Source organism: Sulfuricella sp., from assembly GCF_035531155.1.
Taxonomy (GTDB): domain Bacteria; phylum Pseudomonadota; class Gammaproteobacteria; order Burkholderiales; family Sulfuricellaceae; genus Sulfuricella.
This window is the reverse complement of sequence record NZ_DATKTK010000005.1, coordinates 137,026-161,428: the sequence shown is the minus strand read 5'-3', so window position 1 is coordinate 161,428 and position 24,403 is coordinate 137,026. Positions and strand designations below refer to the sequence as shown.

Annotated in this window: 28 protein-coding genes; 5 read left to right on the top strand and 23 right to left on the bottom strand. The window is 58.3% G+C overall.

Annotation, left to right across the window (positions count from 1 at the left end; translation table 11 throughout):
- Positions 1-379: 379 nt before the first annotated feature.
- Entirely contained in the window at positions 380-1,579 is a 1,200-nt protein-coding gene (gene tyrS / locus VMV64_RS02560; protein ID WP_325328379.1) for a tyrosine--tRNA ligase, read from the bottom strand.
- A 97-nt stretch (positions 1,580-1,676) separates the two neighbouring features.
- Between tyrS and VMV64_RS02555 the strand changes: the two genes are divergently transcribed.
- Positions 1,677-2,996 carry an OapA family protein gene (locus VMV64_RS02555; RefSeq protein WP_325328378.1) on the top strand — a complete coding sequence of 440 codons (1,320 nt, stop codon included), beginning with the start codon at positions 1,677-1,679 and terminating at the stop codon, positions 2,994-2,996.
- Positions 2,997-3,026: 30 nt separating this feature from the next.
- Positions 3,027-4,136, top strand: a complete 1,110-nt coding sequence (locus VMV64_RS02550; RefSeq protein WP_325328377.1) for an anhydro-N-acetylmuramic acid kinase — start codon at positions 3,027-3,029, stop codon at positions 4,134-4,136.
- A 113-nt stretch (positions 4,137-4,249) separates the two neighbouring features.
- On the opposite strand, the gene erpA is transcribed toward VMV64_RS02550, so the two are convergent.
- The 6 genes from erpA to rplM all read right to left on the bottom strand — a co-directional run bounded on the left by erpA (position 4,250) and on the right by rplM (position 7,798).
- Positions 4,250-4,600 carry an iron-sulfur cluster insertion protein ErpA gene (gene erpA, locus VMV64_RS02545; protein ID WP_009207722.1) on the bottom strand — a complete coding sequence of 117 codons (351 nt, stop codon included), beginning with the start codon at positions 4,598-4,600 and terminating at the stop codon, positions 4,250-4,252.
- Between the two features lie 56 nt (positions 4,601-4,656).
- Complete coding sequence (locus VMV64_RS02540) at positions 4,657-5,067, bottom strand: polymer-forming cytoskeletal protein (RefSeq protein ID WP_325328376.1); 411 nt, start codon at positions 5,065-5,067, stop codon at positions 4,657-4,659.
- Positions 5,068-5,076: 9 nt separating this feature from the next.
- On the bottom strand, positions 5,077-5,820 hold the full coding sequence (locus tag VMV64_RS02535; RefSeq protein WP_325328375.1) for a DUF6776 family protein: 744 nt from the start codon (positions 5,818-5,820) through the stop codon (positions 5,077-5,079).
- Positions 5,817-6,845 (bottom strand): N-acetyl-gamma-glutamyl-phosphate reductase, encoded by a 1,029-nt coding sequence (gene argC / locus VMV64_RS02530; RefSeq protein ID WP_325328374.1) that lies wholly within the window; start codon positions 6,843-6,845, stop codon positions 5,817-5,819. Before argC ends, VMV64_RS02535 begins: the two co-directional genes overlap by 4 nt.
- A gap of 122 nt (positions 6,846-6,967) precedes the next feature.
- Positions 6,968-7,360, bottom strand: coding sequence for a 30S ribosomal protein S9 (gene rpsI / locus VMV64_RS02525; RefSeq protein ID WP_325328373.1), 393 nt, complete (start codon positions 7,358-7,360; stop codon positions 6,968-6,970).
- 9 nt (positions 7,361-7,369) lie between these two features.
- Positions 7,370-7,798 carry a 50S ribosomal protein L13 gene (gene rplM, locus VMV64_RS02520; protein WP_059417690.1) on the bottom strand — a complete coding sequence of 143 codons (429 nt, stop codon included), beginning with the start codon at positions 7,796-7,798 and terminating at the stop codon, positions 7,370-7,372.
- Between the two features lie 293 nt (positions 7,799-8,091).
- Between rplM and VMV64_RS02515 the strand changes: the two genes are divergently transcribed.
- The gene (locus tag VMV64_RS02515; protein WP_325328372.1) at positions 8,092-8,508 is read left to right on the top strand and encodes an OsmC family protein; all 417 of its coding nucleotides are present in this window, start codon (positions 8,092-8,094) and stop codon (positions 8,506-8,508) included.
- A gap of 76 nt (positions 8,509-8,584) precedes the next feature.
- Here VMV64_RS02515 and coq7 read toward each other — a convergent pair whose 3' ends face one another.
- The 13 genes from coq7 to rpe form a co-directional block, all read right to left on the bottom strand.
- Positions 8,585-9,211, bottom strand: coding sequence for a 2-polyprenyl-3-methyl-6-methoxy-1,4-benzoquinone monooxygenase (gene coq7, locus VMV64_RS02510; protein ID WP_325328371.1), 627 nt, complete (start codon positions 9,209-9,211; stop codon positions 8,585-8,587).
- The gene (locus VMV64_RS02505) at positions 9,195-10,436 is read right to left on the bottom strand and encodes a (Fe-S)-binding protein (protein ID WP_325328370.1); all 1,242 of its coding nucleotides are present in this window, start codon (positions 10,434-10,436) and stop codon (positions 9,195-9,197) included. The genes coq7 and VMV64_RS02505 overlap by 17 nt, the downstream gene beginning before the upstream one ends.
- 131 nt (positions 10,437-10,567) lie before the next feature.
- A complete protein-coding gene (locus tag VMV64_RS02500) occupies positions 10,568-11,743 on the bottom strand; it encodes a porin (RefSeq protein ID WP_325328369.1) in 1,176 nt (391 codons plus the stop codon).
- A 171-nt stretch (positions 11,744-11,914) separates the two neighbouring features.
- Positions 11,915-12,259, bottom strand: a complete 345-nt coding sequence (locus VMV64_RS02495; protein WP_325328368.1) for a type II toxin-antitoxin system PemK/MazF family toxin — start codon at positions 12,257-12,259, stop codon at positions 11,915-11,917.
- Positions 12,249-12,473, bottom strand: a complete 225-nt coding sequence (locus tag VMV64_RS02490; protein WP_325328367.1) for an AbrB/MazE/SpoVT family DNA-binding domain-containing protein — start codon at positions 12,471-12,473, stop codon at positions 12,249-12,251. The genes VMV64_RS02495 and VMV64_RS02490 overlap by 11 nt, the downstream gene beginning before the upstream one ends.
- A 248-nt stretch (positions 12,474-12,721) precedes the next feature.
- Positions 12,722-13,510: an indole-3-glycerol phosphate synthase TrpC gene (trpC, locus tag VMV64_RS02485; RefSeq protein ID WP_325328366.1), complete on the bottom strand. Its 789-nt coding sequence runs from the start codon at positions 13,508-13,510 to the stop codon at positions 12,722-12,724.
- A gap of 6 nt (positions 13,511-13,516) precedes the next feature.
- Positions 13,517-13,957: a GxxExxY protein gene (locus tag VMV64_RS02480; protein WP_325328365.1), complete on the bottom strand. Its 441-nt coding sequence runs from the start codon at positions 13,955-13,957 to the stop codon at positions 13,517-13,519.
- Complete coding sequence (gene trpD, locus VMV64_RS02475) at positions 13,954-14,979, bottom strand: anthranilate phosphoribosyltransferase (protein WP_325328364.1); 1,026 nt, start codon at positions 14,977-14,979, stop codon at positions 13,954-13,956. The genes VMV64_RS02480 and trpD overlap by 4 nt, the downstream gene beginning before the upstream one ends.
- 45 nt (positions 14,980-15,024) lie before the next feature.
- Positions 15,025-15,309 (bottom strand): GIY-YIG nuclease family protein, encoded by a 285-nt coding sequence (locus VMV64_RS02470; RefSeq protein ID WP_325328363.1) that lies wholly within the window; start codon positions 15,307-15,309, stop codon positions 15,025-15,027.
- 60 nt (positions 15,310-15,369) lie between these two features.
- The gene (locus VMV64_RS02465; protein WP_325328362.1) at positions 15,370-15,933 is read right to left on the bottom strand and encodes an aminodeoxychorismate/anthranilate synthase component II; all 564 of its coding nucleotides are present in this window, start codon (positions 15,931-15,933) and stop codon (positions 15,370-15,372) included.
- Positions 15,934-16,011: 78 nt separating this feature from the next.
- Positions 16,012-17,496: an anthranilate synthase component I gene (gene trpE / locus VMV64_RS02460; RefSeq protein WP_325328361.1), complete on the bottom strand. Its 1,485-nt coding sequence runs from the start codon at positions 17,494-17,496 to the stop codon at positions 16,012-16,014.
- A gap of 156 nt (positions 17,497-17,652) precedes the next feature.
- Positions 17,653-18,339, bottom strand: coding sequence for a phosphoglycolate phosphatase (locus tag VMV64_RS02455; protein ID WP_325328360.1), 687 nt, complete (start codon positions 18,337-18,339; stop codon positions 17,653-17,655).
- A 2-nt stretch (positions 18,340-18,341) separates the two neighbouring features.
- A complete protein-coding gene (rpe, locus tag VMV64_RS02450) occupies positions 18,342-19,028 on the bottom strand; it encodes a ribulose-phosphate 3-epimerase (RefSeq protein ID WP_325328359.1) in 687 nt (228 codons plus the stop codon).
- Between the two features lie 100 nt (positions 19,029-19,128).
- Here rpe and apaG point away from each other — a divergent pair, with 100 nt between their 5' ends.
- On the top strand, positions 19,129-19,512 hold the full coding sequence (gene apaG, locus VMV64_RS02445) for a Co2+/Mg2+ efflux protein ApaG (protein ID WP_325328384.1): 384 nt from the start codon (positions 19,129-19,131) through the stop codon (positions 19,510-19,512).
- Positions 19,513-19,711: 199 nt separating this feature from the next.
- A complete protein-coding gene (locus VMV64_RS02440; RefSeq protein ID WP_325328358.1) occupies positions 19,712-20,953 on the top strand; it encodes a murein transglycosylase A in 1,242 nt (413 codons plus the stop codon).
- Here VMV64_RS02440 and VMV64_RS02435 read toward each other — a convergent pair.
- The 3 genes from VMV64_RS02435 to VMV64_RS02425 all read right to left on the bottom strand — a co-directional run bounded on the left by VMV64_RS02435 (position 20,926) and on the right by VMV64_RS02425 (position 24,361).
- Positions 20,926-21,618 carry an energy transducer TonB gene (locus tag VMV64_RS02435; RefSeq protein WP_325328357.1) on the bottom strand — a complete coding sequence of 231 codons (693 nt, stop codon included), beginning with the start codon at positions 21,616-21,618 and terminating at the stop codon, positions 20,926-20,928. The genes VMV64_RS02440 and VMV64_RS02435 overlap by 28 nt on opposite strands.
- Positions 21,619-21,700: 82 nt before the next feature.
- Positions 21,701-23,740, bottom strand: a complete 2,040-nt coding sequence (locus VMV64_RS02430) for a TonB-dependent copper receptor (protein ID WP_325328356.1) — start codon at positions 23,738-23,740, stop codon at positions 21,701-21,703.
- A 183-nt stretch (positions 23,741-23,923) separates the two neighbouring features.
- Positions 23,924-24,361, bottom strand: coding sequence for a biopolymer transporter ExbD (locus tag VMV64_RS02425; protein WP_325328355.1), 438 nt, complete (start codon positions 24,359-24,361; stop codon positions 23,924-23,926).
- Positions 24,362-24,403 lie beyond the last annotated feature (42 nt).

Genomic DNA, 24,403 nt, shown 5'->3' with positions numbered 1-24,403 from the left:
ATGCTCACCCGTAACAAGCGCCCACACTTATCGGCTGTATATTTTTAAAGAACAGTGCTTCATCCTAATGAAGCGGTGCTTCGTACTGCTGAAGCGAGGTGCGCATTCTACAGAGTTATCAGGAAACGTCAACAACTCTTTTGCTTCACCTTACTCGCTACCGCGTTGCTTTGCGCTATCGAGAGCGGCGCATTCTACAGGGTTTTAAATTTTCGTCAAACCCTTATTTCTAGCGCCTTTCCCGTCATCTCGCTTGCTTCTGCGCTATGTCAGGAAGCTGCGCATTATATAGACCCAGAAGCGTTGGTCAAGGGCTTTTGACAGATTTGTTACAAGAAAATCACAAGCCCTTGAAATGCATCAAACTGCGGGCATCCGTTCAGCTCACCGTGATGCGCGCAAACTTGCGTTTCCCCACTTGGGCCACCACAGTTTCGCCGGCTTTTAGCTTGAGCGCCTTATCGCTCAGCTTTTCGCCATCGAGCTTTACCCCGCCCTGATCGATCATGCGCAATGCGTCCGAGGTGCTAGCGGTGAGCCCCGCCTGCTTAAGGGCCTGGCTGATCGGCAAGCCATCCGCCCCGCCGATGAGCGTGACCTCAGGCATTTCATCCGGCATCGCGCCTTGTCTGAAGCGCGCCTCAAAATCCGCCAGGGCAGCTTCCGCTGCCGCCCTGCTGTGAAAGCGGGTAACGATCTCCTGGGCGAACAGCACCTTGATGTCGCGCGGGTTGCGCCCCTCCTCCGTCTCCGTTTTCCACCTGGACACCTGAGTCAAGGGCTGAAACGAAAGCAATTCTATATAGCGCCACATTAAATCATCCGACACCGACAGCAGCTTGCCGAACATTTCGTTAGGCGGTTCATGTATCCCTATATAGTTGCCCAACGACTTGGACATCTTCTGCACCCCATCCAACCCTTCCAGGATCGGCATGGTCAAGACAACCTGGGGCGGCTGCCCGTAATGCTTCTGCAACTCGCGCCCAACCAGCAGGTTGAATTTCTGGTCCGTACCGCCCAGCTCCACGTCCGCCTTCATCGCCACCGAATCGTATCCCTGGATCAGCGGATAAAGGAACTCATGAATAGAGATGGGTTGGCCAGAGCTGTAGCGCTTATGAAAATCATCGCGCTCCAGCATCCGCGCCACGGTGTGCTTTGCCGCCAAGCCGATCAGATCGGAAGCGGTCATTTCGGCCATCCAGCTGGAGTTGAACATCACCAGTGTCTTTTCCGGATCGAGTATCTTGAAGATCTGCTGCTCGTAGGTTCGTGCGTTCTCAATCACGTCGTCACGGGTCAACGGCTTGCGCGTCGCATTCTTGCCGGTAGGATCGCCGATCATGCCCGTGAAATCGCCGATCAGGAACATCGCCTCGTGCCCCAGCTCCTGAAACTGGCGTAACTTGTTAAGCAGAACGGTATGCCCGAGGTGCAAATCCGGCGCGGTAGGGTCGAACCCCGCCTTGACGCGCAACGACTTGCCCGTGGCCAGCTTTTCAACGAGCTCCTGCTCCACCAGCAGTTCGTCACACCCTCTTTTTATAACCTGCAACGCTTCATTAACCTGGGTCATCTATACCGCCTGCGTAAACAATATGTAATCGATTCGACCTTCACTGATCGCCCATCTTCTGGTAAGCTCCCGCCTACGTCAAACGCTCAGGGAAGTCATGCAAAACAACGAGATCGGTATTTTAGCGCAAAAGCTGTTTCAGCAAGAACGAAAATTAAGCCTGCGTTGGCTGGTAGCTGTTTCCAGCCTGCCATTATTCGGCATCGTTGCCGCCTTCGGTATTGCTCCGGAAACACAAACGCGCCAGATCCCTGTCCATACCGTCATTGAAAACCTGCAACTTCCCAGTGCCGCCACACCTTCCAGTATCGTCGGCAACTTCTGGCACGAGGAAAGAATTCAGCGCGGCGATACGATTTCAGCCCTGCTGGACCGCCTCAATGTTAATGACGAGGACATCACCGGATTCCTGCAGAGCGCAAAGGACTCAAAATCCCTGCGCCTACTGATCCCCGGTCGAATTGTCCGCGCCCAAACCGACTCGGAAGGGAATCTCCTCGCCCTACAGTACATCAGCAGCAGCGAATCCATGCTGAAGGTAGAAAAACAAGCCGGGGGGTTCAAGGCCATCGATGATGCGGTGCCGCTCGAGGCACGCCTGATGATGAAATCGGCGGAAATCAAAAGCTCATTGTTCGGTGCAACCGATGCCGCCAATATTCCAGACAATATCGCCACGCAAATCGCCGATATTTTTTCATCGGACATCGATTTCCACAGCGACCTGCAAAAAGGCGACAAAGTCACCGTCGTCTACGAGTCATTCTACAACAAGGGCGAGCTGATCAAGACCGGTCGCGTGCTTGCGGCAGAGTTCATCAATAGCGGCAAGAGCTATCGTGCGGTTTATTTCCAGGATCGCGAAGGCCGTGGCGGCTACTACACGCCGGAGGGTAAAAATCTGCGCAAGGCATTCCTGCGCTCCCCCCTGGAGTTTTCCCGAGTCACCTCAGGTTTCACCACGGCCCGCTTCCACCCGGTGCTAAAAGAATGGCGCGCCCATAAAGGCGTCGACTACGGTGCACCGACCGGCACTCGCGTGAAAGCGGTAGCAGATGGTACCGTCGCCTTCGTCGGCAAGCAAGGCGGCTATGGCAACCTGCTCATACTGCAACATCAAGGCCAATACAGCACGGCTTATGGCCATCTTTCCGCCTTTGCGAAAGGTTTGCACAAAGGCAGCAAAGTCAACCAGGGTGACATCGTCGGCCAAGTCGGCATGACCGGTCTTGCGACTGGCCCACATCTTCACTACGAATTCCGCGTCGCGGGTGTACAGCGCAATCCCTTGAGCATTCCCATGCCGACCGCTTTCCCCATCGCCACCCAGTACAAGGCTGATTTCAACAGGATGGCCGAGAATCTGGCAATGCGTCTAAACCTGCTGAAGAATACCAATCTGGCTTCGCTCGACTAACACCCTCCGGAATCATTTCGGCCAGCCGTTTTGAACCCGCCTTTCAACAGCCCGGAATACTATGTCGGGCTAATGTCCGGCACCAGCCTCGACGGTATTGATACAGTTCTGACTGCTTTCGAAAACAATACCTGCAAACTGCTGCACAGCCAGTTCATCCCTTTTGACGAAGCACTGCGTGTCGAACTGCTCGCGCTAAACAGCGCTGGAGCAAACGAACTCGAGCGTGCGGCTCTGGCGGCAAACGAACTGTCGCGCTGCTATGCAGCGGCAATCCAGGCATTGTTAGGAAAAACGGACATCCGGGCCGAACAGGTGAAGGCCATCGGCTGCCACGGACAAACCGTGCGCCACCGCCCCGACCTCGGATTCACCATTCAGCTCGCAAATCCGGCGTTGCTGGCCGAACTGACCGGCATCGCTGTGGTCGCCGACTTCAGGAGCCGCGATATCGCTGCCGGCGGGCAGGGTGCGCCGCTAGTACCTGCTTTTCATGCTGCATTGTTTCGCCATCCGGAACACCACCGTGTCATCGTCAACATTGGCGGCATCAGTAACCTGACCAGCCTGCCGCCCCACGGCGGGGTGCTCGGCTTCGACTGCGGGCCCGGCAACCTCTTGCTGGATGCCTGGACCGCCCTGCACCTGAGCCAGCCCTATGACAATGATGGCACATGGGCGGCAAGTGGCCACCCCATCCCAGAATTGCTGCGGCAACTCCTCACCGAACCGTTCTTTGCCACGCCTCCACCCAAAAGCACCGGCCGCGATCTGTTCAATCTGCCTTGGCTGGAGCATTTCCTGTCACCCGATTTTTCACCGGCTGATGTTCAGGCTACGCTGCTTGAGCTGACCGTGAAAGGGATTGCCGCTGCCATCCTGGAGCATTGCGGGAAAGCCGGCGAGATCTACCTGTGCGGGGGAGGCGCCCATAACGGGACATTGGTGCGCAGGCTGAAACAATCCCTGCCCAACAGAAGCATCGCACTAACCGATGACTTAGGCGTGAACGCAGACTGGGTGGAAGCTTTTGCCTTTGCCTGGCTTGCCAGGCAGGCACTTAATGGAAATTCCGGCAACCTGCCGGAGGTGACGGGAGCGAGAGGCGCGCGCATCCTCGGCGCGATCTACCCGGCTTGAAAAGACAAAAGGGGCTTGCGCCCCCATTTGTCTTGCCTGTTCCCTCTCCTCAATCCTCTCCCGCGAGCGGGAGAGGAGGCAAACGAGAAAGGCGCTTGTTTTGATCGAACGGTTTACGCTGAAAAAGACGAGCCGCAACCGCAGGTGGTAGTGGCGTTCGGGTTCTTGATCACGAACTGCGAACCCTGCAACCCTTCCTGGTAATCGATCTCGGAGCCCGCCAGATACTGGAAGCTCATCGGGTCGATCAGGAGGGCAACGCCGTTCTTCTCCACCGTGGTGTCATCCTCGTTGGTCGTCTCATCGAAGGTAAAGCCATACTGGAAGCCGGAGCAACCGCCGCCGCTGACGAACACGCGCAGCTTCAGACCCGGAATGCCTTCCTCGTCGATCAGCTGCTTCACCTTGGCTGCTGCGCTGTCGGTAAAGTTCAGCGGGCTGGGCATTTCAGTCACTGCATTCATTCTGTATCTCCTTAAAAAACTGCCACAACTAATTATCCTATAGTTGAGTTATTTAGTCAATTACTCGGAACCGGCTGAATTTCCCCCGGCTGCTCGGCGGCACCTTCCTGATGCACCAATTTTCCTTCTACAATCGCCCCGACGTGCATCTCCAGGGTTTTGTAGAACACGTCACCTGTGACACGGGATTTCGATTGCAGTTCCACGTATTCTTGCGCCTGCACCGGACCCACCACGGTGCCATTAATCACCACGTGCGACACACGGATCACCCCCTCGATTCGAGCCTGCTCGCTCAGTACCAACGTGCAGGGCTGGTCACCCGTCTCGCTGACATTCCCCTTGATGGTTCCGTCCACCCGCAAGCCGCCACTGAAGAAAACGTTGCCCTCAATTTTCGTGCCGATACCAATCAATGAATCAATTCGGTTTTGCGGTCTGCTGCGTTTGTTATTTCCGAAAAACATCAGTAATCCTCATGATAAATTGATGGTTTGCATCAGCTTCGGCTGAACAGCACCGTTTTCGAATACACGTATCTGGACTTTCTTCACTTGCGCATTGGGCTCGGCATGAAAGACTCCCTCCAGACGCTGGTAATACTTGAAGTTCAAATTATAGGCCCGCGCCTCCGCTTCCTTCGTGGAAGGAAGCGTCATTACCAGCCTTTCACCACCTTGGGTAAAACTGACCAGAAACTGCACTTTTCCCTGAAATTCGCGTTCCCTCTGCCCACCCTGCAACAGCAACAACCGATAGCGGTACTCGCCCGGCATGGTGTTTTCGACCTTGAAACGGTAGATGCTGAGATCGCCGTCGCTCTTGTCGGAGGACATCTGCTTGCGGAAGAAGGTCAAATCCTCCTTCAATTGAGCATTCTCATCCTGCAACGTCTTGACGGTTTTGGCAAGATCATTCTGCGTCGCCTGCTCGATCTGCATTTTGCGTTCGCTTTGCGCCCCATCTGAACGCAGGCTGGCGTTTTCCCGCTCCAGCGATCCAAGCTTCTCACGCAAGCGCTGCAACTCGTCCACTGTCGCACCGCGATCCAGGCCCGCAAAGCGCGACCCGGCATCGTAAAACAGCCAGGACAACGCTATTCCGCCGGTCAGCAGAATCACCATCAGCGGCAAGCGCCAGTACCACGCCACATGCCGACGCACCGCCAAAGGGGCAGCAGCAATCCCGAAACGGTGTTTCAGCCTGCGATCCAGCCTCATGGCAGGAGCGGAATCTGCTCCAGGCCTCTATTTTCAGGCAAGTCAAACAGCAGGTTCATATTTTGCACTGCCTGTCCGGCCGCTCCTTTGGTCAGGTTGTCGATGACAGACAGCACCACGGCGACATCAGCGCCCTGCGGCTGATGAACGGCAATGCGGCAGAAATTGCTGCCACGTACCGAGCGAGTTTCCGGATGGGAGCCGGTCGGCAGGACATCGACGAAATATTCATTGGCATAGCGCTTCTCATAGAGCGCCTGCAAATCCACTTCAGCCGTCAGGCGCACATACAGGGTGGCGTGAATGCCGCGAATCAGCGGCGTCAGATGAGGCACGAAAGTCAGTTGCACCGGCTTGCCCGCTACGAGCGTAAGCCCCTGGCGAATCTCCGGCAGATGGCGATGCCCCGCCACGGCATAAGCCTTGAAATTGTCGGCGGTCTCGCTGAACAAGGCTGCCACCTCGGCTTTGCGACCCGCACCAGACACCCCCGACTTGCAATCGGCCACCAGATGACCGAGATCCGCCACGCCCGCCTCGATCAAGGGGAGAAAGCCAAGCTGCGCCGCAGTCGGATAACAACCGGGGTTGGCGATCAGACGCGCCTTCCTGATTTGCTCGCGGTTGAGCTCAGGCAGGCCGTACACGGCTTCGGCAATCAGGTCGGGGCAGGTATGTTGCATGCCGTACCACTTTTCCCACAACGCCACGTCCTTGATGCGAAAATCCGCCGCCAGATCGATGACGCGCACACCGGCGTCGAGCAATTCGCGCGTTTCCTGCATGGCGATGCCGTTAGGGGTTGCAAAAAACACCACGTCGCAGGATTTCAGCGGCGCATCGGCCGGGTCGACAAACTTCAGGCCCACCCTGCCGCGCAGATTGGGAAACATGTCGCTCACCGCCATCCCCGCTTCCTTGCGCGAGGTGATGGCAACCAGCTCGACCTCCGGATGCTGCGCAAGCAGGCGCAGCAATTCCACCCCGGTATATCCCGTACCCCCCACGATTCCGACTTTAACCATATTGATCAATATCCCAATGTTGAATTTACCGACAATAATAACCCTGTTGCCACTAGACAACAATTACCGATAGGCAACAAAAAAGCCGCCATAGGGCGGCTTTTTTGCGATTGCAGCAGCGATTAACGCTTGGAGAACTGCTTGCGGCGACGCGCTTTGCGCAGACCGACTTTTTTCCGCTCGACTTCGCGCGCATCACGAGTCACCAGACCTGCGGCACTCAAGGTGGGTTTCAGCGCCGCATCGTAATCGATCAGTGCACGAGTGATGCCGTGACGCACTGCACCCGCCTGGCCGGATTCGCCGCCGCCATGGACGTTGACCATAATGTCGAACGTGCCCTGGTGGCTGGTCAATTCCAGCGGCTGACGCACAACCATGCGGCCGGTTTCGCGCGAAAAGAAAACATCCACAGGCTTGTCGTTGACGACGATGTCGCCTTTGCCTGGCTTCAGAAACACGCGTGCAACAGAAGACTTGCGCCGCCCCGTGCCGTAGTAGTAGGTGCCGATCATGATAATTCCTTAAATTTCCAGTACTTTGGGTTGCTGCGCGCTGTGCATGTGCTGCGCGCCTTTGTAAACTTTCAGCTTACGGAACATGGCGTAACCCAGCGGGCCTTTCGGCAGCATGCCCTTGACCGCTTTTTCCAGCGGACGCTCTGGGAAACGGGCGTGCATCTTGGCGAAAGTGGTGCTGATAATACCGCCGGGATAGCCGGTATGGCGATGGTACACCTTACCTTCGGCCTTGTTCCCGGTGACGCGCAGCTTGTCCACGTTGATCACCACGATATAATCGCCGGTATCCACGTGCGGCGTGTATTCGGGCTTGTGCTTGCCGCGAAGACGCGATGCGATCTCGCTGGCCAGACGGCCCAAAACTTTGTCGGTGGCATCCACCACGTACCAATCACGTTTTACTTCGTGATCTTTTGCAGAAAAGGTTTTCATGCAGAAATTCCGGTTGCTGTATCAGAGAAAGACGCGCATTTTATGTCAAGACTGCGGCCTCTGTCAAACGTTTGTCGCTATCGCAGTGCTATAATTTCTCGGCTGAATAACCAACCCGGATGTCTGATGGATTCACGTGCCCTCGCTGGTCTTTTGTTCCGTATGGAAATTTTGTTCTGTCGGGCGTATGAATAACTACGCCACTCCTTCACAAAATCCCCCTACAAAACAAAATCCTGCGCGATCATCACGCGAATCCATCAGACATCCGGGTTAACCAAAAAGGAAATCTCATGCAGGCACGGGTCAAATGGGTGGAAGACGCCAGCTTTCTCGGCATTACCGACAGCAACCACGCCGTTCTGATGGACGGTCCGCCTGATGCCGGCGGACGCAACCTCGGGCCGCGTCCGATGGAAATGCTGCTGCTCGGCGCCGGCGGTTGCACCGCTTTCGATGTCGTGGCGATCCTGAAAAAAAGCCGCCAAGCCGTCAGCGGTTGCGAAGTTTCCATCAAAGCGGAGCGCGCCGACAAGGAACCCAAGGTGTTCACCAAGATGCATTTCCATTTCACGGTACGCGGCAAGGGCGTCAAACCGGAACAGGTGGAGAAGGCTATCAAGCTGTCGGCGGAGAAATACTGCTCGGCGTCGATCATGCTGGGGAAAACTGCCGAGATGACGCACGATTTCGAGATCGTGGAAGAGTAAAATCTTTCACCGCAGAGGCGCGGAGGCGCGGAGAAGATCGAATTTCTCTGCGCCTCCGCGCCTCTGCGGTGAATCTTTAAACCCTGAAAGTAGTAGCCGTCATCACCCTGGCGGAAAGCTTCATCGCCAGCTTCACCGGCGCAGGCAATTCCGCTCCGCCGTGCTCCAGGGCCGTGGTGGCGTGCCTGGCCTCATCCTGTTTCATCTGTTCGACAACCGCACGACTTCTTACATCGCCGGCCGGCAGGCGCTGCAGGTGGCCCTCCAGATGGCGAGCCACCTGCCGCTCCGTTTCGGCCAGAAAGCCTAGATTCCATTTATCCCCCAACGCGCCGGCCAGCGCGCCAATCGCCAGCGAACCGGCATACCAGGCGGGGTTAAGCAGGCTTTTGCGTCCGCCCAGATCATTGATGCGGCTCTCGCACCAGTTCAGATGCTCGGTTTCCTCGTTGGCAGCCTGTTTCAGGGCTTGCTGAATTTCGGGCTGGCGCGCCGTCAGCGCCTGCCCCTGGTAAAGCGCCTGCGCGCAGATCTCGCCGCTGTGGTTCACGCGCATCAACGCCGCCGCCAGGCGTTTCTCTTCCTCGCCCATTTCGGCTTCGGCCAGGCTCTTTCCCGGCATCGGGCGTACGGTTCTCGCCGGGGCAAGCAAGGTGCGCAAGCCTTTGTCGAACCCCACGATCAAGTCATCTATTTTTATCATTTTCAAACCCCATTTGTCGGGCCAGCAAAGTTATTGGGTGAACCACTTCGATTTCGATTCCTGCCGCCTTCAGGCCAACCGCCAGATGCATGGCGCAACCGAAGTTGGAAGTTGCCAAAATCCGCGCGCCGCCAGCCTTTACCGCTTCTATTTTATCAGCCAGCAAGCTTGCCGCCATGTCCGGCTGAGTCAGAAAATAAGTCCCTGCCGCACCGCAGCACTGGTCGTTTCCCGCCAGTGCCACAACCTTCGCTCCAGGAATTCGGCGCAGCAGATCGTAGGGCTTGTCCTGGCAGTGCAGCACATTTCGCATCAAACAGGGCTCATGCACCGCCACTATTCCTGCCAGCGGCGCAATTCCAGCCTGTTCCCAGCCCCCGGCCTCACCCAGGAATTCGCTGATGTCCCGCACCCTGCCCGCGAAATCCTGCGGATAGTTTTTCAACGCCGTGCCGCAACCGGTGGCGGTCGAGATCACGGCCTCCACATTCACTCCCGCGAATGCCCGGAGATTCTGCTCCTCAAATGCACGCACCTTCTCCGGTTCACCCAGACCCTCATGCATGGCACCGCAACAGCCCTGCCGGGGCGGCACATGCACGGTATAGCCCAACCGGTTAAGGACAAAAATCGAAGCCGAAAGCGTTTCGACGTCCGCCACCCGCGCCACGCAACCGAGAAACAACCCCACCTCGCCACGCACCTTGCCTACGGCAGGATAAACCGCTTTCCAGACTGGCTGTGGCTTCAGCGGCGGCAGCCGTGTCGCGATCCGCACCAGACCAAACCGCGTCAACCAGCCAGCCTTGCCCGCCGTAGCCTGCCAAGTGCGCAATGCACCACCCGCCAGGCGCAGCATGGTCGGCCTGGTCGCCACGCCGTCCATAACCACGTGACGCCCCAGACGCTGCAACACGCTGCGCCGGCGAGACTTCTCCACGATGCCCCGCACTCCGTTGATCAAACGCCCATATCCCACATTATTCGGACAGACGTTCTCGCAGGCCCGACAGGCAAGGCATAAATCGATATGTTCCTGAAACCGTTCGTTTGCTGGAATACGCTGCTCCAGCACGCCCTGCATCAGCGCAATGCGCCCGCGCGGCGAATCCGCCTCGCTCAGCGTCTTGCGATAAGTGGGGCAATACGGCAGGCACAGGCCGCAGGAAACGCAGCGTGCGGCTTCGGCCGACAGATCTGGAGCAGATACAGAATTCAAAGGCAATAGGGAAGCAGACAATGTTCAGAAAGTTGACTCTACGAGCCTGACAGATCGAGGTCAAGCAATAAAAAACGGGCCTCCGAAGAGGCCCGTTTTAATCTTCACACTTCAAACCGGACTAAGCCGGCGAGAAATTAGAAGGAGTGACGCATACCGAAGGACCAAGCTGATGGATCTGCACCACCAGCAAGAGTGCTCGCGCCAATGGCACTAACAGAACCGGTCGCGCCAGCACCATTCAGGCCATAGAAAGCATTCTTGTCGTTGTTCAGCTTGACGTACTGGGCATAGACCTTGGTGCGCTTGCTCATATTGTGATCCACACCCAGCGCCCACTGCTTGGCACCGGTGTCGCTGGTGCTACCCTGGTCACCGGCTTTGGTGAAAGCCAGTTTCAGGTCGTTGCTGCCCATGCTGTATTTACCGCCCAGGGTCCAAGCTTTGTGACCGAAGACTTCGGTGCCGGCATTCAAATCATCAGAAGTCTTCTCAAAGGCGAAACCCACTTGGAGCGCATCGATGATCTTGTAGCCCACACCCAGTTTCCAAGCTTTTTCGCTGCGGTTAACGCTACCGGCGCCTACCCAAGACGGGCCAGCGTCACCGGTGTTGGCGTCACCAACTTTGTGACGCTCATAGGCCAAGCTCGCCATCAACGGGCCATTGTCGTACATACCCATGGCAGACCAAGCATTGCCCTTCTGCTGGCCGGAAGTGGTCACGAGCTCAGCGCCGGCCACATAGGCAACAGCAGCGTGGAAGCCGCTGAAGGTGGGGGAGATGTAGGCCACGACATCGGACTGGCGACCATCGAAGGAAAGAGCAGAACCAGCAACGGGGCCGGCAGTTGTGCTGGTAGCACCACCACCACCCATGATGTTGCGGTTGTCGGCCAGGCCGTCAGTGAAGTAGTCCAGGCCGCGGGTTGCCAGTTTGTAAGGAGTGTCATGACGACCCAGAATTACGGTACCGGCAGTCTTGCTGCTCAGGCCGACGAAGGTGTTGCGGCTGCCCAGGGTGGTTCCACCGGTGGTGGCGCCGCCATCAACGTTCAGGGCGGTTTCGATTTGCCACACAGCAGCCAGACCGTTGCCCAGATCTTCATTACCCTTGAAGCCGATACGGGAAGAGTTGGAGGACACTTTGTGGGTGCGGATACCTTGCTTGGTGCCGTCAGCAGTGTCACCGTTGTCGGTAACGTCAATGGACGCGTCCAGGATACCGTAGATGCTGACGTTGCCGCTGTCAGCCATGGCGGCTGCGGGAGCCAGAGCGGCAGCAACTGCCAAAGCAATAAGTTTCTTGTTCATGTAGTGATCTCCTTGAGAGTAGGGTTTTGCAACGAGGCTCTTTAATTGAGCCCTGTCTTTTACAGACAACTTCATTATCACTACACCCCATTCGGATTCCAAGCGCTAGTCGATAAAAACGTCTTGTTTTTGATTGCCCCGGGGAAATGTGTTGTTTTTTTGCAACGACTACTATTTGCGAATCGCCAATAGCGTATCCAGGGTGTCATTCACCAAGAGTCTGTCGGCGTTCGACAACACCCCCACTTTGGCAACGACAAACCGGTGATCGAGCGTGAACAGTTTCATACGCACGACGGATGGCGCTGGCAAGCCAGCCTGCGACAGATCGGCTATCCTGACATCTAGAGGCCATGGCGCGTTCTTTTCGCTGGTGATCATCGCCATGACGCTATGGCCAATCTTTGCATTAAAGGTAGCGTGATCCGACAAAACCAACGCCGGGCGACGTTTTTGCATTGCGGAATCAGTAAAGGGGAACGGGACAGTGACGACATCGTACTTCTTATAGGCCACGGTATGCCTCCTCGTCGTTCTCCGAAGCCCATTCGCTCAGGGTTCCGGCTAGCGCCTTTGCGTATTCCACATCCAGCGGCACAACCCGTCGCAAGCGCACCACCCCATTCTCAAGCTCAAAGGCGACCATGTCCCCTTGCCGGATGCCGAGTTTTTCGCGTACCTCCAACGGAATGGTCGCCTGATATTTGGTAGTTACTTTTGAAGCCAGCATAGTACCTCCATGTATTACGGTAATACCGTAATAATATAGATTGCCTGTCGGGCTTCGTCAAGAACTCATCCTAAAAACCGCTATTATCCACGGATGAACACAGATTAACACAGATAAAACAAATGGTTGAGCATAAGCCATTAGCTACCCGAAGGGTGGGCTATACACTTTATGTAATCCAATGATAATCCGTGTACATCCGTATTAATCCGTGGATAAACTACTTTTTCCAGGTTCATATAAGGGAACTAGCCGAACAGCCTCGCCAGCTCGACACCCGGGTCTTCGGCGCGCATGAAGGCCTCGCCGACCAGGAAGGCATTGACGCCGTGGCCGCGCATCAACTGCACGTCCGCCGGCTTGAGGATGCCGCTTTCGGTGATGACGATGCGCTCGGCGGAAATGCGCGGCAGCAGATCGAGGGTGGTTTCGAGACGGGTTTCGAAAGTGTGCAGGTTGCGGTTGTTGATGCCGATCAGCGGGGTCTTGAGCTGCAGGGCAGCCTCCAGTTCGGCGGCATCGTGCGACTCCACCAGCACTGCCATACCCAATTCGTGGGCCAGCGCCTCCAGCTCCTTCATCTGCGGCAGCTCCAGCGCCGCCACGATCAGCAGGATGGCGTCGGCGCCGATGGTGCGGGCGCGGCAGATCTGATACGGGGCTATCATGAAGTCTTTGCGCAGCACCGGGATGTGGCAGGCTGCGCGCGCCTCGATCAGGTGATTCTTGCTGCCCTGGAAGAACCGCACGTCGGTGAGTACCGACAGGCAGGCCGCGCCATGGGCTTCATAGCTCCTGGCAATGGCGGCGGGATCGAAGTTCTCCCGAATTACGCCCCTGGAGGGACTGGCCTTCTTGATCTCGGCGATCACCGCCGGTTTGCCCTCAGCGATCCTGGCGCGAATGGCGCCGACGAAATCGCGCGGTTTCGGCATCGCCTCCGCTTCGGCGCGCACTGCGGCATAGGGTTTCTTCGCCACGGCACGGGCAACTTCGGCTTGTTTGACTTCGAGGATTTTTTGCAGGATGTCGGACATGTTTATTTAGATTTCACCGCAGAGGCGCGGAGGCGCAGAGAGTTCTTGAAATTGGTTAACGATGCGTTTAATACCGCTCCTAAGAACTGGCACGTTAAAATTGACAAGCAGGCCAACTGGCCGGTGATAAAGCTTCAAATAGGTTAACAACTGAGCTTCGTGGATGGGCAATATTTTTTCAACTGTCTTGAGCTCAACGACAATCTCTCCTTCTACAACCAAGTCCATCAAATAGCCGCAATCAAGTTTGATATCCTTATAAACTACGGGCAATGACACCTGCCTCTCGAAAGCCGCTCCCTGCAACGACAACTCGTGGCATAAACACTGTTCGTAGGCAGACTCCAGAAGCCTTGGCCCCAACTCCCTATGTACTTCAATTGCACAGCCGATAATCAACCCCGTTAAGAGATTTTCCCTCTGCGTCTCTGCGCCTCTGCGGTTCATGAATTATTCCGGTTTGAAAACGCAATCAACTGATCGAGCTTGGCCTTGGCCTCGCCGCTGGCAATGACATGAATCGCCTTCTTCACTCCGGCTTCCAGCGTCTGCGCCATGCCGCCGACGTAAATCGCTGCGCCGGCATTGAGCGCGACGATGTCGCGTGCGGCGCCGTGGGTGTTATCCAGTACCGCCATCAGCCTGGCCTTGGCTTCCTCGGGATCATGCGCCTTGAGCGCCTCGACTGACCCGAGCTTCATGCCGAATTCTTCGGGGTCGATGGCGTATTCGATGATGCCGCCATCCTTCAGTTCGGCGACGTGAGTTTCGGCAGTGATGGTGATTTCATCCATACCATCGCCGCCATGTACCACCATGACGTGGTTCGCACCCAGTGATTTCAGCGCCTCCGCGAGCGGACGGCACAAATCCTTGCGGAACACCCCCATCACCTGGTTTTTCGCCCCGGCCGGATTGGTGAGCGGGCCGAGCAGGTTGAACAGGGTGCGCACTCCCAGTTCGCGCCGCACCGGTGCGGCATATTTCATGGCGCTGTGGTGGTTGGGAGCGAACATGAAGCCGACGCCGATTTCGTGGATGGACCGCGCCACCTGGTCGGGGGTGAGATTCACATTCACGCCCAGCGCCTCCAGCACGTCAGCGGAACCGCAGGTGGAAGACACCGAGCGGCCGCCGTGTTTGGCGACTTTCACGCCTGCCGCAGCGGCGACCAATGCAGAAGCGGTGGAAATATTGAAAGTATGGGCGCCGTCTCCGCCGGTGCCGCAGGTATCCACCAGATGCGCTTCGGCACCGACCGGCACCTTGGTCGAAAGCTCGCGCATCACCTCGGCGGCGGCGGCAATTTCGGCCACGGTCTCACCCTTGGCGCGGAGCGCAACCAGGATGCCGGCGATCTGCACCGGCGTCAGTTCCCCGCCCATGATCTGATGCATGAGTGACAGCATCTCATCGCGGGTCAGGTCGCGTTTTTCCAGCAGGGCGGTTAATGCGGTTCGTGCGTCCATTCTCGTTCCTCGGCTCACGTCATTCCGGCGCAAGCCGGAATCCAGTCACAGTAAGTCATGGTATAAATCCCGCCAACTGGGATTCGCTTTTTCAATCAATTCCAGCTTCCACTTGCGTTTCCATTCCTTGATCGCCTTCTCGCGCGCTATGGCAGGGAGCATTTCCTCGTGTACTTCGAACCATACCAGTGTATGGACGCCATAGCGCTTGGTAAATCCATCAACCGCATCCGACTTGTGTTCCCAAATCCGTTTGATCAGGTCAGAAGTCACGCCCACATACAAAGTGCCATTTCTTCGGCTCGCAAGCATGTAGACGCAGGGTTGCATGAGGTCTCTCCGAGTTCCTGGATTCCGGCTTTCGCCGGAATGACGAAACAGCTTGAGCTTCTATTCCTTAAGAAAATTAGCCAGCATCTCATGGCCGTATTCGGTCAGAATGGATTCCGGATGGAATTGCACGCCTTCCACCTGCAGGGTCTTGTGGCGCACCCCCATGATTTCGCCGTCTTCGGTCCAGGCGGTGATCTCCAGGCAATCCGGAATACTCGCGCGCTCGATCACCAGGGAATGGTAGCGGGTGGCGCGAAACGGATTGGGCAAACCCTTGAACACGCCCGTGTCCTTGTGGTGGATCATCGAGGTCTTGCCATGCATCAACTGGGCTGCGTGGACAATCTTCCCCCCGAAGGCCTGGCCGATGCTCTGGTGCCCGAGACATACCCCGAGAACCGGCACCTTGCCCGCAAACTCCTTGATCAGCGGCACCGAGATGCCTGCCTCGTTGGGCGTGCACGGCCCTGGGGAAATCACGATATGGTCGGGCTTGAGCGCCGCGACCTGCTCCACGGTGATTTCATCGTTGCGGAATACCCGCACCTCCGCACCCAGCTCGCCGAAATACTGCACTAGGTTGTAGGTGAAGGAGTCGTAATTGTCGATCATCAGCAGCATAATTTATGTCCTTCACCGCAGAGGCGCGGAGGCGCAGAGTTTATCGTCATTTTCTCAGCGCCTCCGCGCCTCTGCGGTTCAAATGGTTTTTCCTTCTTCATTCCCCAATCCGCCCAGCGCCAGCTCCGCCGCGCGCAGCACGGCGCGGGCCTTGTTGCGGGTTTCCGTCCATTCGTTGTCCGCCACCGAGTCGGCGACGATGCCAGCTCCCGCCTGGACGTAGAGCGTGCCATCCTTGACCACGGCGGTACGAATGGCGATCGCCAGATCCATGTCGCCGTTGAAGCCGAGATAGCCCACTGCGCCGGCGTAGATGCCGCGTTTGGTCGGCTCCAGCTCGTCGATGATTTCCATCGCGCGCACCTTGGGCGCACCGGACACGGTGCCCGCCGGGAAGGTGGCGCGCAGCACGTCCATCGCGTTCAGGCCGCTTTTCAGTTTGCCTTCGACGTTGGAAACGATGTGCATGACGTGGGAGTAACGCTCGATGGCCATGTTCTCGGTGACCTTGACCGAGCCGGTTTGGGCGACGCGCCCCGCATCGTTGCGGCCCAGATCCATCAGCATCAGGTGTTCGGCCAGTTCCTTGGGGTCGACCAGGAGGTCGGCGGCCAGCGCCTCGTCCTCTTCGCGGGTCTTGCCGCGCGGGCGGGTGCCGGCGATCGGGCGCACGGTAACGGTTTCCTCCTCCAGCCGCACCAAGATTTCCGGCGACGAGCCGACCACCTGAAAATCGCCCATGTCGTAATAGAACATATACGGGGAAGGATTGAGCGAGCGCAATGCGCGGTAGAGAGAAAGCGGCGAGGCGGCGAAAGGCTGCGACATGCGCTGGGACAGCACCACCTGCATGATGTCGCCGTCGAAGATGTAGCGCTTGGCTTTTTCCACCGCCAGCTTGAAAGCGTCTTCGCCGAATTCCGATGCTGCCTGTGCAGGCGGATAAGAGGCCGTGACGGGGATTGCCACTGGCTGGTTCAACTGGCTGCGCATTTCGTCCAGCCGTGCCTGGCCGCGAGTGTACGCACCGGGCTGGGCGGGATCGGCATAGACCACCAGATAAATCTTGCCGGACAGGTTGTCCACCACCGCAACTTCCTCCGACAGCAGCAGCAGGATATCCGGCGTGCCCAGCACGTCCGGCTTGACGGTGCGGGCCAGCTTCTTCTCGATGTAGCGGATGGTATCGTAGCCGAAGTATCCCGCCAGCCCGCCGGTGAAGCGGGGCTGACCGGGGTGCTCGGCCACTTTCATGCGCGCGGCGTAATCCTGGACAAACTGCAGCGGGTCGTCGGTTTCAACCCGCTCCAGCACTGTGCCCTCATTTTCGACGCTCACGCTATGTCCATGCACCCTGATCCGGGTTTTGGCCGGCAGGCCGATGAAGGAATAACGACCGAAACGTTCCCCCCCCACCACCGATTCCAGCAAGTAGGAATAGGGCCGGTTGGCAAGCTTGAGATAAACGCTTAAGGGTGTATCGAGGTCGGCCAGAGTTTCCCTGACCAGCGGGATGCGATTGTAGCCTTGGGCGGCAAGGGCGTTGAATTCATGTTCAGTCATAAAATACTTTCACCGCAGAGGCGCGGAGGCGCAGAGAAAAACAAAAAAACTCCATTCAGGGCAAAGACCCATTTATAGCTCAAGGCCAGGCTCACCATCGCCGTAAGTTGAATATCGCCCTTCTCTGCGCCTCCGCGCCTCTGCGGTTCATATAAGTTATGCCTTTCTGATCAGCTTCAGCACTTCCGGCAGGCTGTCGATCACTGCATCGCAGTCCTGTTCGCGCACATCCTTGCCGCCGTTGTACCCGTAAGGCAGCAGCACCACCGGGCAACCGGCAGCGCGTGCAGCCTGGCTGTCGTTCAGGGAGTCGCCCACCAGCAGCAGATCCTTGGGCTCGGCTTCATAGTAGATCGCAGCGTAGCGTAGCGGCAGCGGATCGGGCTTCTTGCGCGGCAGGCTGTCGCCGGACAGGATCAGGTCGAAGTAATTCTGCATGCCCATTACCGCCAGCAGCGGCAGGGTGAAGCGCTGCGCCTTGTTGGTAATGCAGACCAGCGTGTAACCGGCATCGCGCAGGGCATTCAGCCCTTCCATGACACCCGGGTAAGGCTGGGTTTCGCGGTGCAACACTTCGTCGTAATGCGTCTCGAACAGCGGCAGCGCCTTGGCGAACAGGGCTTCGTCCGGCTTGCCGTGTATTTCTCCGGTCAGCGCCCGCTTCACCAGGTTGGCGATGCCGTTGCCGATGTAGGACTGGATTTTTTCCAGACTGACCGGCGGCATCCCCAAGTCGCGCAGCATGCGCTGCGCCGCCTCGGCGAGGTCCGGAGCGGTGTTCAGCAAGGTGCCATCGAGGTCGATGACGACCGCTTTGACCGGGAGTGGAAAACTCGCTGCCACGCTTACACCTTGGCCAGTTCTGCGCGCAGCGCGGCAATGATTGAATCGTAGCGGTGCGGGTCGCTGTCCTTGGCCGCGCCGAACACGGCGGAACCGGCCACGAAAGTGTCCACGCCCGCCCTGGCGACTTCCAGAATGTTACCGGGGCCAACGCCGCCGTCGATTTCCAGGCTCACGTTCAGGCCGCGCGCGTCAATCATCTGGCGCACCTTGCGTGCCTTGTCCAGGACGTAGGGAATGAATTTCTGGCCGCCGAAGCCCGGGTTCACCGACATCAGCAGCACCATGTCGAGCTTGTCCAGGGTGTATTCCAGCACGTCCAGCGGGGTGGCCGGATTGAACACCAGGCCCGCCTTGCAGCCGCTTTCCTTGATCAGGCCGATGGTGCGGTCGACGTGCTCGGAAGCTTCCGGGTGAAAAGTGATGTAGGTGGCGCCCGCCTTGGCAAAGTCGGGAATGATGCGGTCCACCGGCTTGACCATCAGGTGCACGTCGATCGGTGCGGTCACGCCATGCTTGCGCAGGGCCTCGCACACCAGCGGGCCGATGGTCAGGTTGGGCACATAATGGTTGTCCATGACATCGAAGTGAACGATATCAGCGCCAGCGGCGAGAACATTGTCCACCTCCAGGCCCAGCGTGGCGAAGTTGGCGGACAGGATGCTCGGCGCAATTCTGTATTGGGGCATGGCACTTCCTTAATAAACCAAAAGTTTGGATTTTATCCCAATTGATGGCAACGGGTCTATCGCGCTTGCCATGAAAGCCAAATTCGTGTGCAATAGGCGGATGGCTGACAGCAAGAAATATGAAATTACGGTAAAAACCCACGTCGAATACGTTCCCGACCAATCCGACGTCGATCTGGAACGGTACGTCTTCGCTTACACGATCACCATCACCAATACCGGCAGCGTCGCCGCCCAGTTGATCAGCCGCCACTGGGTCATCACCGATGCCACCGACCAGGTGCAGGAAGTGCGCGGCCTGGGCGTGATCGGCGAACAACCGCTGCTGAAGCCGGGCGAGAGCTTCGAATACACCAGCGGCTGCGTGATCGCCACCCCGGTCGGCACCATGCACGGCAGTTACCAGATGACAGCGGAGGACGGCACCAAGTTCGACGCGCCAGTTGCCGAATTTACCCTGAACATGCCGCGCGTGCTGCACTAGAACTCCTGTTAACCGGGAAAAATCGATTAACCACAGAGCCAGAAGTAGGCGCCTCTAGGCGACACAGAGAAAAACTGAACTCCTTTGCGTAAGCAGGGGTCTTTCAATTAAATCTCCTGACACGCCGGAATCAAAAGCCTTTGTTCTCGCACTTCTCTGTGCCTCTGTGATAAATGAATTGCCGTTTTTAAGTACATCCATGAAAAACCTGCTCGCCCTGCTTTTTACTCTGGCGGTTTCCGCCTGTGCCACGCTGGAAAAGCCGACCGCTGTTCCGCCTCCCGCCGTGCCGCCGCAAGCCATTCCCGCTATACCGCCCGTCCCGGTTGTTCCGCCAACCCCGGTAGCGCCGCCACTTCAATCCGTCGGCTGGGAAGCGCTTGCCGGCTGGCAGGACGAAGACCTGGCGGCCGCCTGGGACGCTTTCAAACAAAGCTGTGTCGCGCTGCAGAAACAACCCGCATGGCAAGCCCCCTGCGCCGCGACCCTGGAAATCCCCTCCCCGAGCAACGCAGCCCTGCGGGAATTCTTCGAACAATACTTCATCCCTTATCAGGCCACGCAGCCCGACGGCGGCTCCGAAGGGCTGATCACCGGCTATTACGAGCCGCTGCTTAACGGCAGCCGCACGCCCTCGAAGCGTTTCCGCTACCCGCTTTACGGCTTGCCCGACGACTTGCTGATCGTGGATCTGAGCAGCGTCTACCCGGAACTGAAAAATATGCGCCTGCGCGGTCGGATCGACGGTCGCCGGGTGGTGCCCTATTACAACCGCGCCGAAATCGACAACGGTGTGGCGCCGCTCAAGGGGAAGGAACTCTATTGGGTGGATGACGCAGTCGAACTCTTCTTCCTGCAAATCCAGGGTTCCGGAAAAATCGCACTGCCCGGAAGCGAAACCATGCGCGTCGGCTACGCCGACCAGAACGGCTATCCCTACAAGTCGATCGGCAAGGCCTTGGTGGAGCGCGGCGACCTGCCGCTGGAAAAGGCCTCGATGCAGGGCATCAAGGACTGGGGCAAGCAGAACCCGGACAAACTCCCGGAACTGCTCAACCTCAACGCCAGCTACGTGTTCTTCCGCGAGTTGCCGAACAACCTCCCCGGCCCGCTCGGCGCCTTGGGCGTGCCGCTCACCGCCGGGCGCAGCATCGCCGTCGACCCGCGCCACATCCCGCTCGGTGCGCCGGTGTTCCTCTCCACCACCTGGCCGAACAGCGCGAAGCCGCTCAACCGCCTGATGCTGGCGCAGGACACCGGCGGCGCGATCCGGGGCGTGGTGCGGGCGGACTTCTTCTGGGGTTTCGGCAAGGATGCCGGCAAGCAGGCGGGCAGCATGAAGCAGAGCGGGAAAATGTGGGTGCTGTTGCCCAAGGGCTACACGCCGCCGCAAAACGGCGCGACTGGCAACGGTCAGGGGGGCAACGGCAACGGCGGCTGAACGATTATTGGTTTTTCCCGATCATTCAATTCGTAAGTCACCCGGATCAGCACCCGGCTTTTTACCGCCCGGCCATTCTTTTGCGCCGGCGCGAAGCGCGCCTCGTGGAAGGCTGCGAGCGCGGATTCCTCGAAGATCCCCTCGGGGTTCGCCTCCGCCACTGTAGCCTCTTTCACCACGCCAGCCTCGTCGATCAGCAACAGCAGCACCACATTGCCCTCCACCCCCTGCTCCGCAGCCCCATTGGGGTAGGCAGGCTTGATCAAGCTCAGCGCGGTGGGATGCACATCCACCTGCTTGGCCGGATACCAGGTGGGATCTTCGAGCAGGGGAATTTCCAGCGTCGGCAGGATGGTCGGCGCAGGCTCCGCTGGAGCGGGCGGCTGTAGCGCGGGCTTTTCCTCGCTCGGCTTCGGCTCCTCCAGCTTTTTTTCGGCCGTGTCCGCAGCACTTGCGACCAGCAGCATCGGCTTGATTTTTGGCTGCGACGCACCCTCGACCCGCACCTCGATGGCGGCCCGCGCCCGCTCCATCGGCTGCGCCGCCTTGACCTGGACGCCAAACACCACCGCCAGATGCAGCACCAGGGAAGCCGCCAGCGCCAGCGCAAACCGGGCGGCGGCGGGAACTTCGTCTTGCTCTGGATTGGGGTTGAATTCGCTCATACCGTCGTCAGTATAAACGGCGGCGGCGGGAATGAAAAAAGGGAGGCCATCGGCCTCCCTGAAATTTAAAAATCAAAACCGGTCAATCGAGCGCGATGTTCAGCTTGACCCATAGATTGCGGCCCGGCTCGTTGACCCGCGTGGTCTGGTCGAAGCCCGCAATACCGCCCGTAGGCGACCCGGTACGGCTGATGTGCTCGGCATAGGTCTTGTCGAACAGGTTGTCGATGCCGCCGGAGATCAGCGTGCCCTTCTTCGGCCGGTAACCGCCGTTGAGCGAAAACACGGCGAAGCCCGGCGTCCTGCCGATGTCCTGCCCGACGATGTTGCCCTTGTTGGCGTCAAAGCGGCTCTGCTCGGACACCAGACGCAACAGCGAGCCGACGGTCCAGACTTTGTTGTCGTAGGTCAGGCCGAGGCGCCCTTCCAGCGGCGGCAATTGCGCCAGCGCCGTGCCGTCGGTATCGTTATCGCCGCGCACATAGGCAAGCGTGGCGTCGGTCTTCCAGTTGCTGGAAAGTGCATAGCTCAGGCCGGCTTCGCCGCCCCAGGTGGTGGCGTCCACGTTGCGGACGATGGTCGTGGCGCGGCCGCCCTTGACGTAGTTCGACTGAACCATGAGGTAGTCGTCGATCTTGCTGTAGAAGCCGGACACCGACGCGGTCAGCTTGCCGCTGTTGTAGACAACGCCGACGTCGAGCTGGTTGGTCTTTTCAGGTCGGGAATCGAAAGCGCTCAAGGTGGTCGCGCTTTCCTTGGTGGCCGAGATCAGCTCCCAGTAATCCGGGAAACGCTCGGTGTGGCCAAGGCCGGCGTAAAGCGTGGCTGGCGCACCGGCAAGGTCGTACTCGTAGCGCCCGAAACCGCTGGTCAGCGTTTCGCTCCGTTCCTTGCCGACGGTCGGGTTCGCCACTGTGCCAAGGCCCGCAATGGTCAGCGTCGCGCGCTTGTCCTGCGCATTCCAGTTGTCGGTGCGCAGGCCGGCGATCAGCTTGTCGCGTTCGCCCAGGTAGTGGGTGAGCTCACCGAACAGGCCATAGTTGCGAAAATTGGCATCCTCGACGCGCGGCATGTTCGCGTAGTTGATGGTCGAACGCAGCGTATGCTTGTTGGCCTGGTAATCGACGCCCAAAGTGGCTTTGGTCGCTTCGGCCAGACGCAGCCCGACCGCAGCGCGACCGCCGACAGTTTCCCGGTCGGGGTTGCTGACCATCTTCATTCCGCTCTGGCTGCGCAGGGTGTAGTTGTCCATCACATGGTCAACATAGTTGTAAAAGGCTTGCGCTTCGACCTTTTCCACCAGAGGCGAAATCCTGTTTTTCTCGAACTTCAGGCCCACATTGTCGCGGGCGAACTTGACGCCGTCCATGGTGCGGTCGGCGTAGGCGGCCTGGCCGTCGCTGTGGGTCCCGGTCAACTCCAGCCGGGTATCGTTGTCCGGCGTCCAGCCTATGGCACCGCTGGTGCTCCAGCGGGTAAAGGCGGAATGGACGGCTTTGCCGCTGCCGTCCTGGTAATCGTTGGCGTCGGAACGGGTGGCCGTGCCCTGAACGTAATAATCCGGCGTACCGGCACGGATGTCGGCCACCTGGTCGTTGCGGCCGAAACTGCCGGCTGCCAGGCTGCCGTTGAATTTCCAGCCCGGCTGGTCGAAGCGTTTGATGGTGCGCTCGAACAGCACCGTGCCGGCGGAATTGCCCGGTCCATACAGGACGGTCTGCGGCCCCTTGAGAACGGTGATCTTGTCGTAGGATTCCGGGAACACATAGGCAGTCGGCGGATCCATGCGATTGCCGCAGCCGCCGAGGATCTGCTCCCCGTCGAGCAGGATGTTCAGCCGCGAACCCGCCATGCCGCGCAGCACCGGGTCGCCGTCGGTGCCTCCCTTGCGGATCACCGAAAAGCCGGGAATGGTCTTGAGATAATCGGCGCCGTCATGGGCCGGCACCGGCTGGCGCGGCGCCTTGGGATCGGTGGTCACGACCAGCGGCTCCAGCATCATTGGTGCGGTTACCACCACTTCTTCGAGGCGCAAAGGCTTGGCTTCATCGGCGGCCAGCGCAAAATGATACGGCATGATGGCAGCCAGCGAGGCGGCAAGAATACGGGGTTTGAACGTCATTCTTATGATTCCCTATCTTATGAATTGAACAAGCAAATAGTCATTTGCTAATGCAATTCACGTGCCAGAGAAAAATCTTTACGAATCAGTGGACGCAGACAGCCAGCCCTGTGCCATTTCACACAGGGCGCGGCAAAAGACGCAGATCGGAGAGTGGATTGGGCAGAACGCCCTGTCGGGTTGCTACTTGCGATTTTCTTCCGGAGCCGGCACCTTGCCGCTAGGAGTGGTCACAAACGCCAGCTTGGTGATGCCGACCCGCTGCAGCATCGCCAGCACCTGGGCGACGCGACCATAGCGCACGCTTTCGTCGGCATGCAACTGCACGTTGGGGTCGGCATCCTGAGCGGCGATCTTTTTCAGCTCGGCTTCCAGCGTGTCGAAGTGGATCAGGCGCTGGTCGATGAACACGCCGCCCAGGGCGTCGATCGACATCTGAATAGTGCGCGTCTGCTTCATCGGCGACACCGCCGCGGTCTTGGGCAGGTTGACCTTGACCGCCTGCATCAAGAGCGGCGCGGTAACGATGAACACGATCAGCAGCACCAGCATCACATCGACCAGCGGCGTGACGTTGATCTCGCTCATCGCAGTCTGTTCGGAACGGGTATTCAAGGCCATAAAAAATCCTAAAAAATGTTAGCAGGAATGGGTGATGAGTGA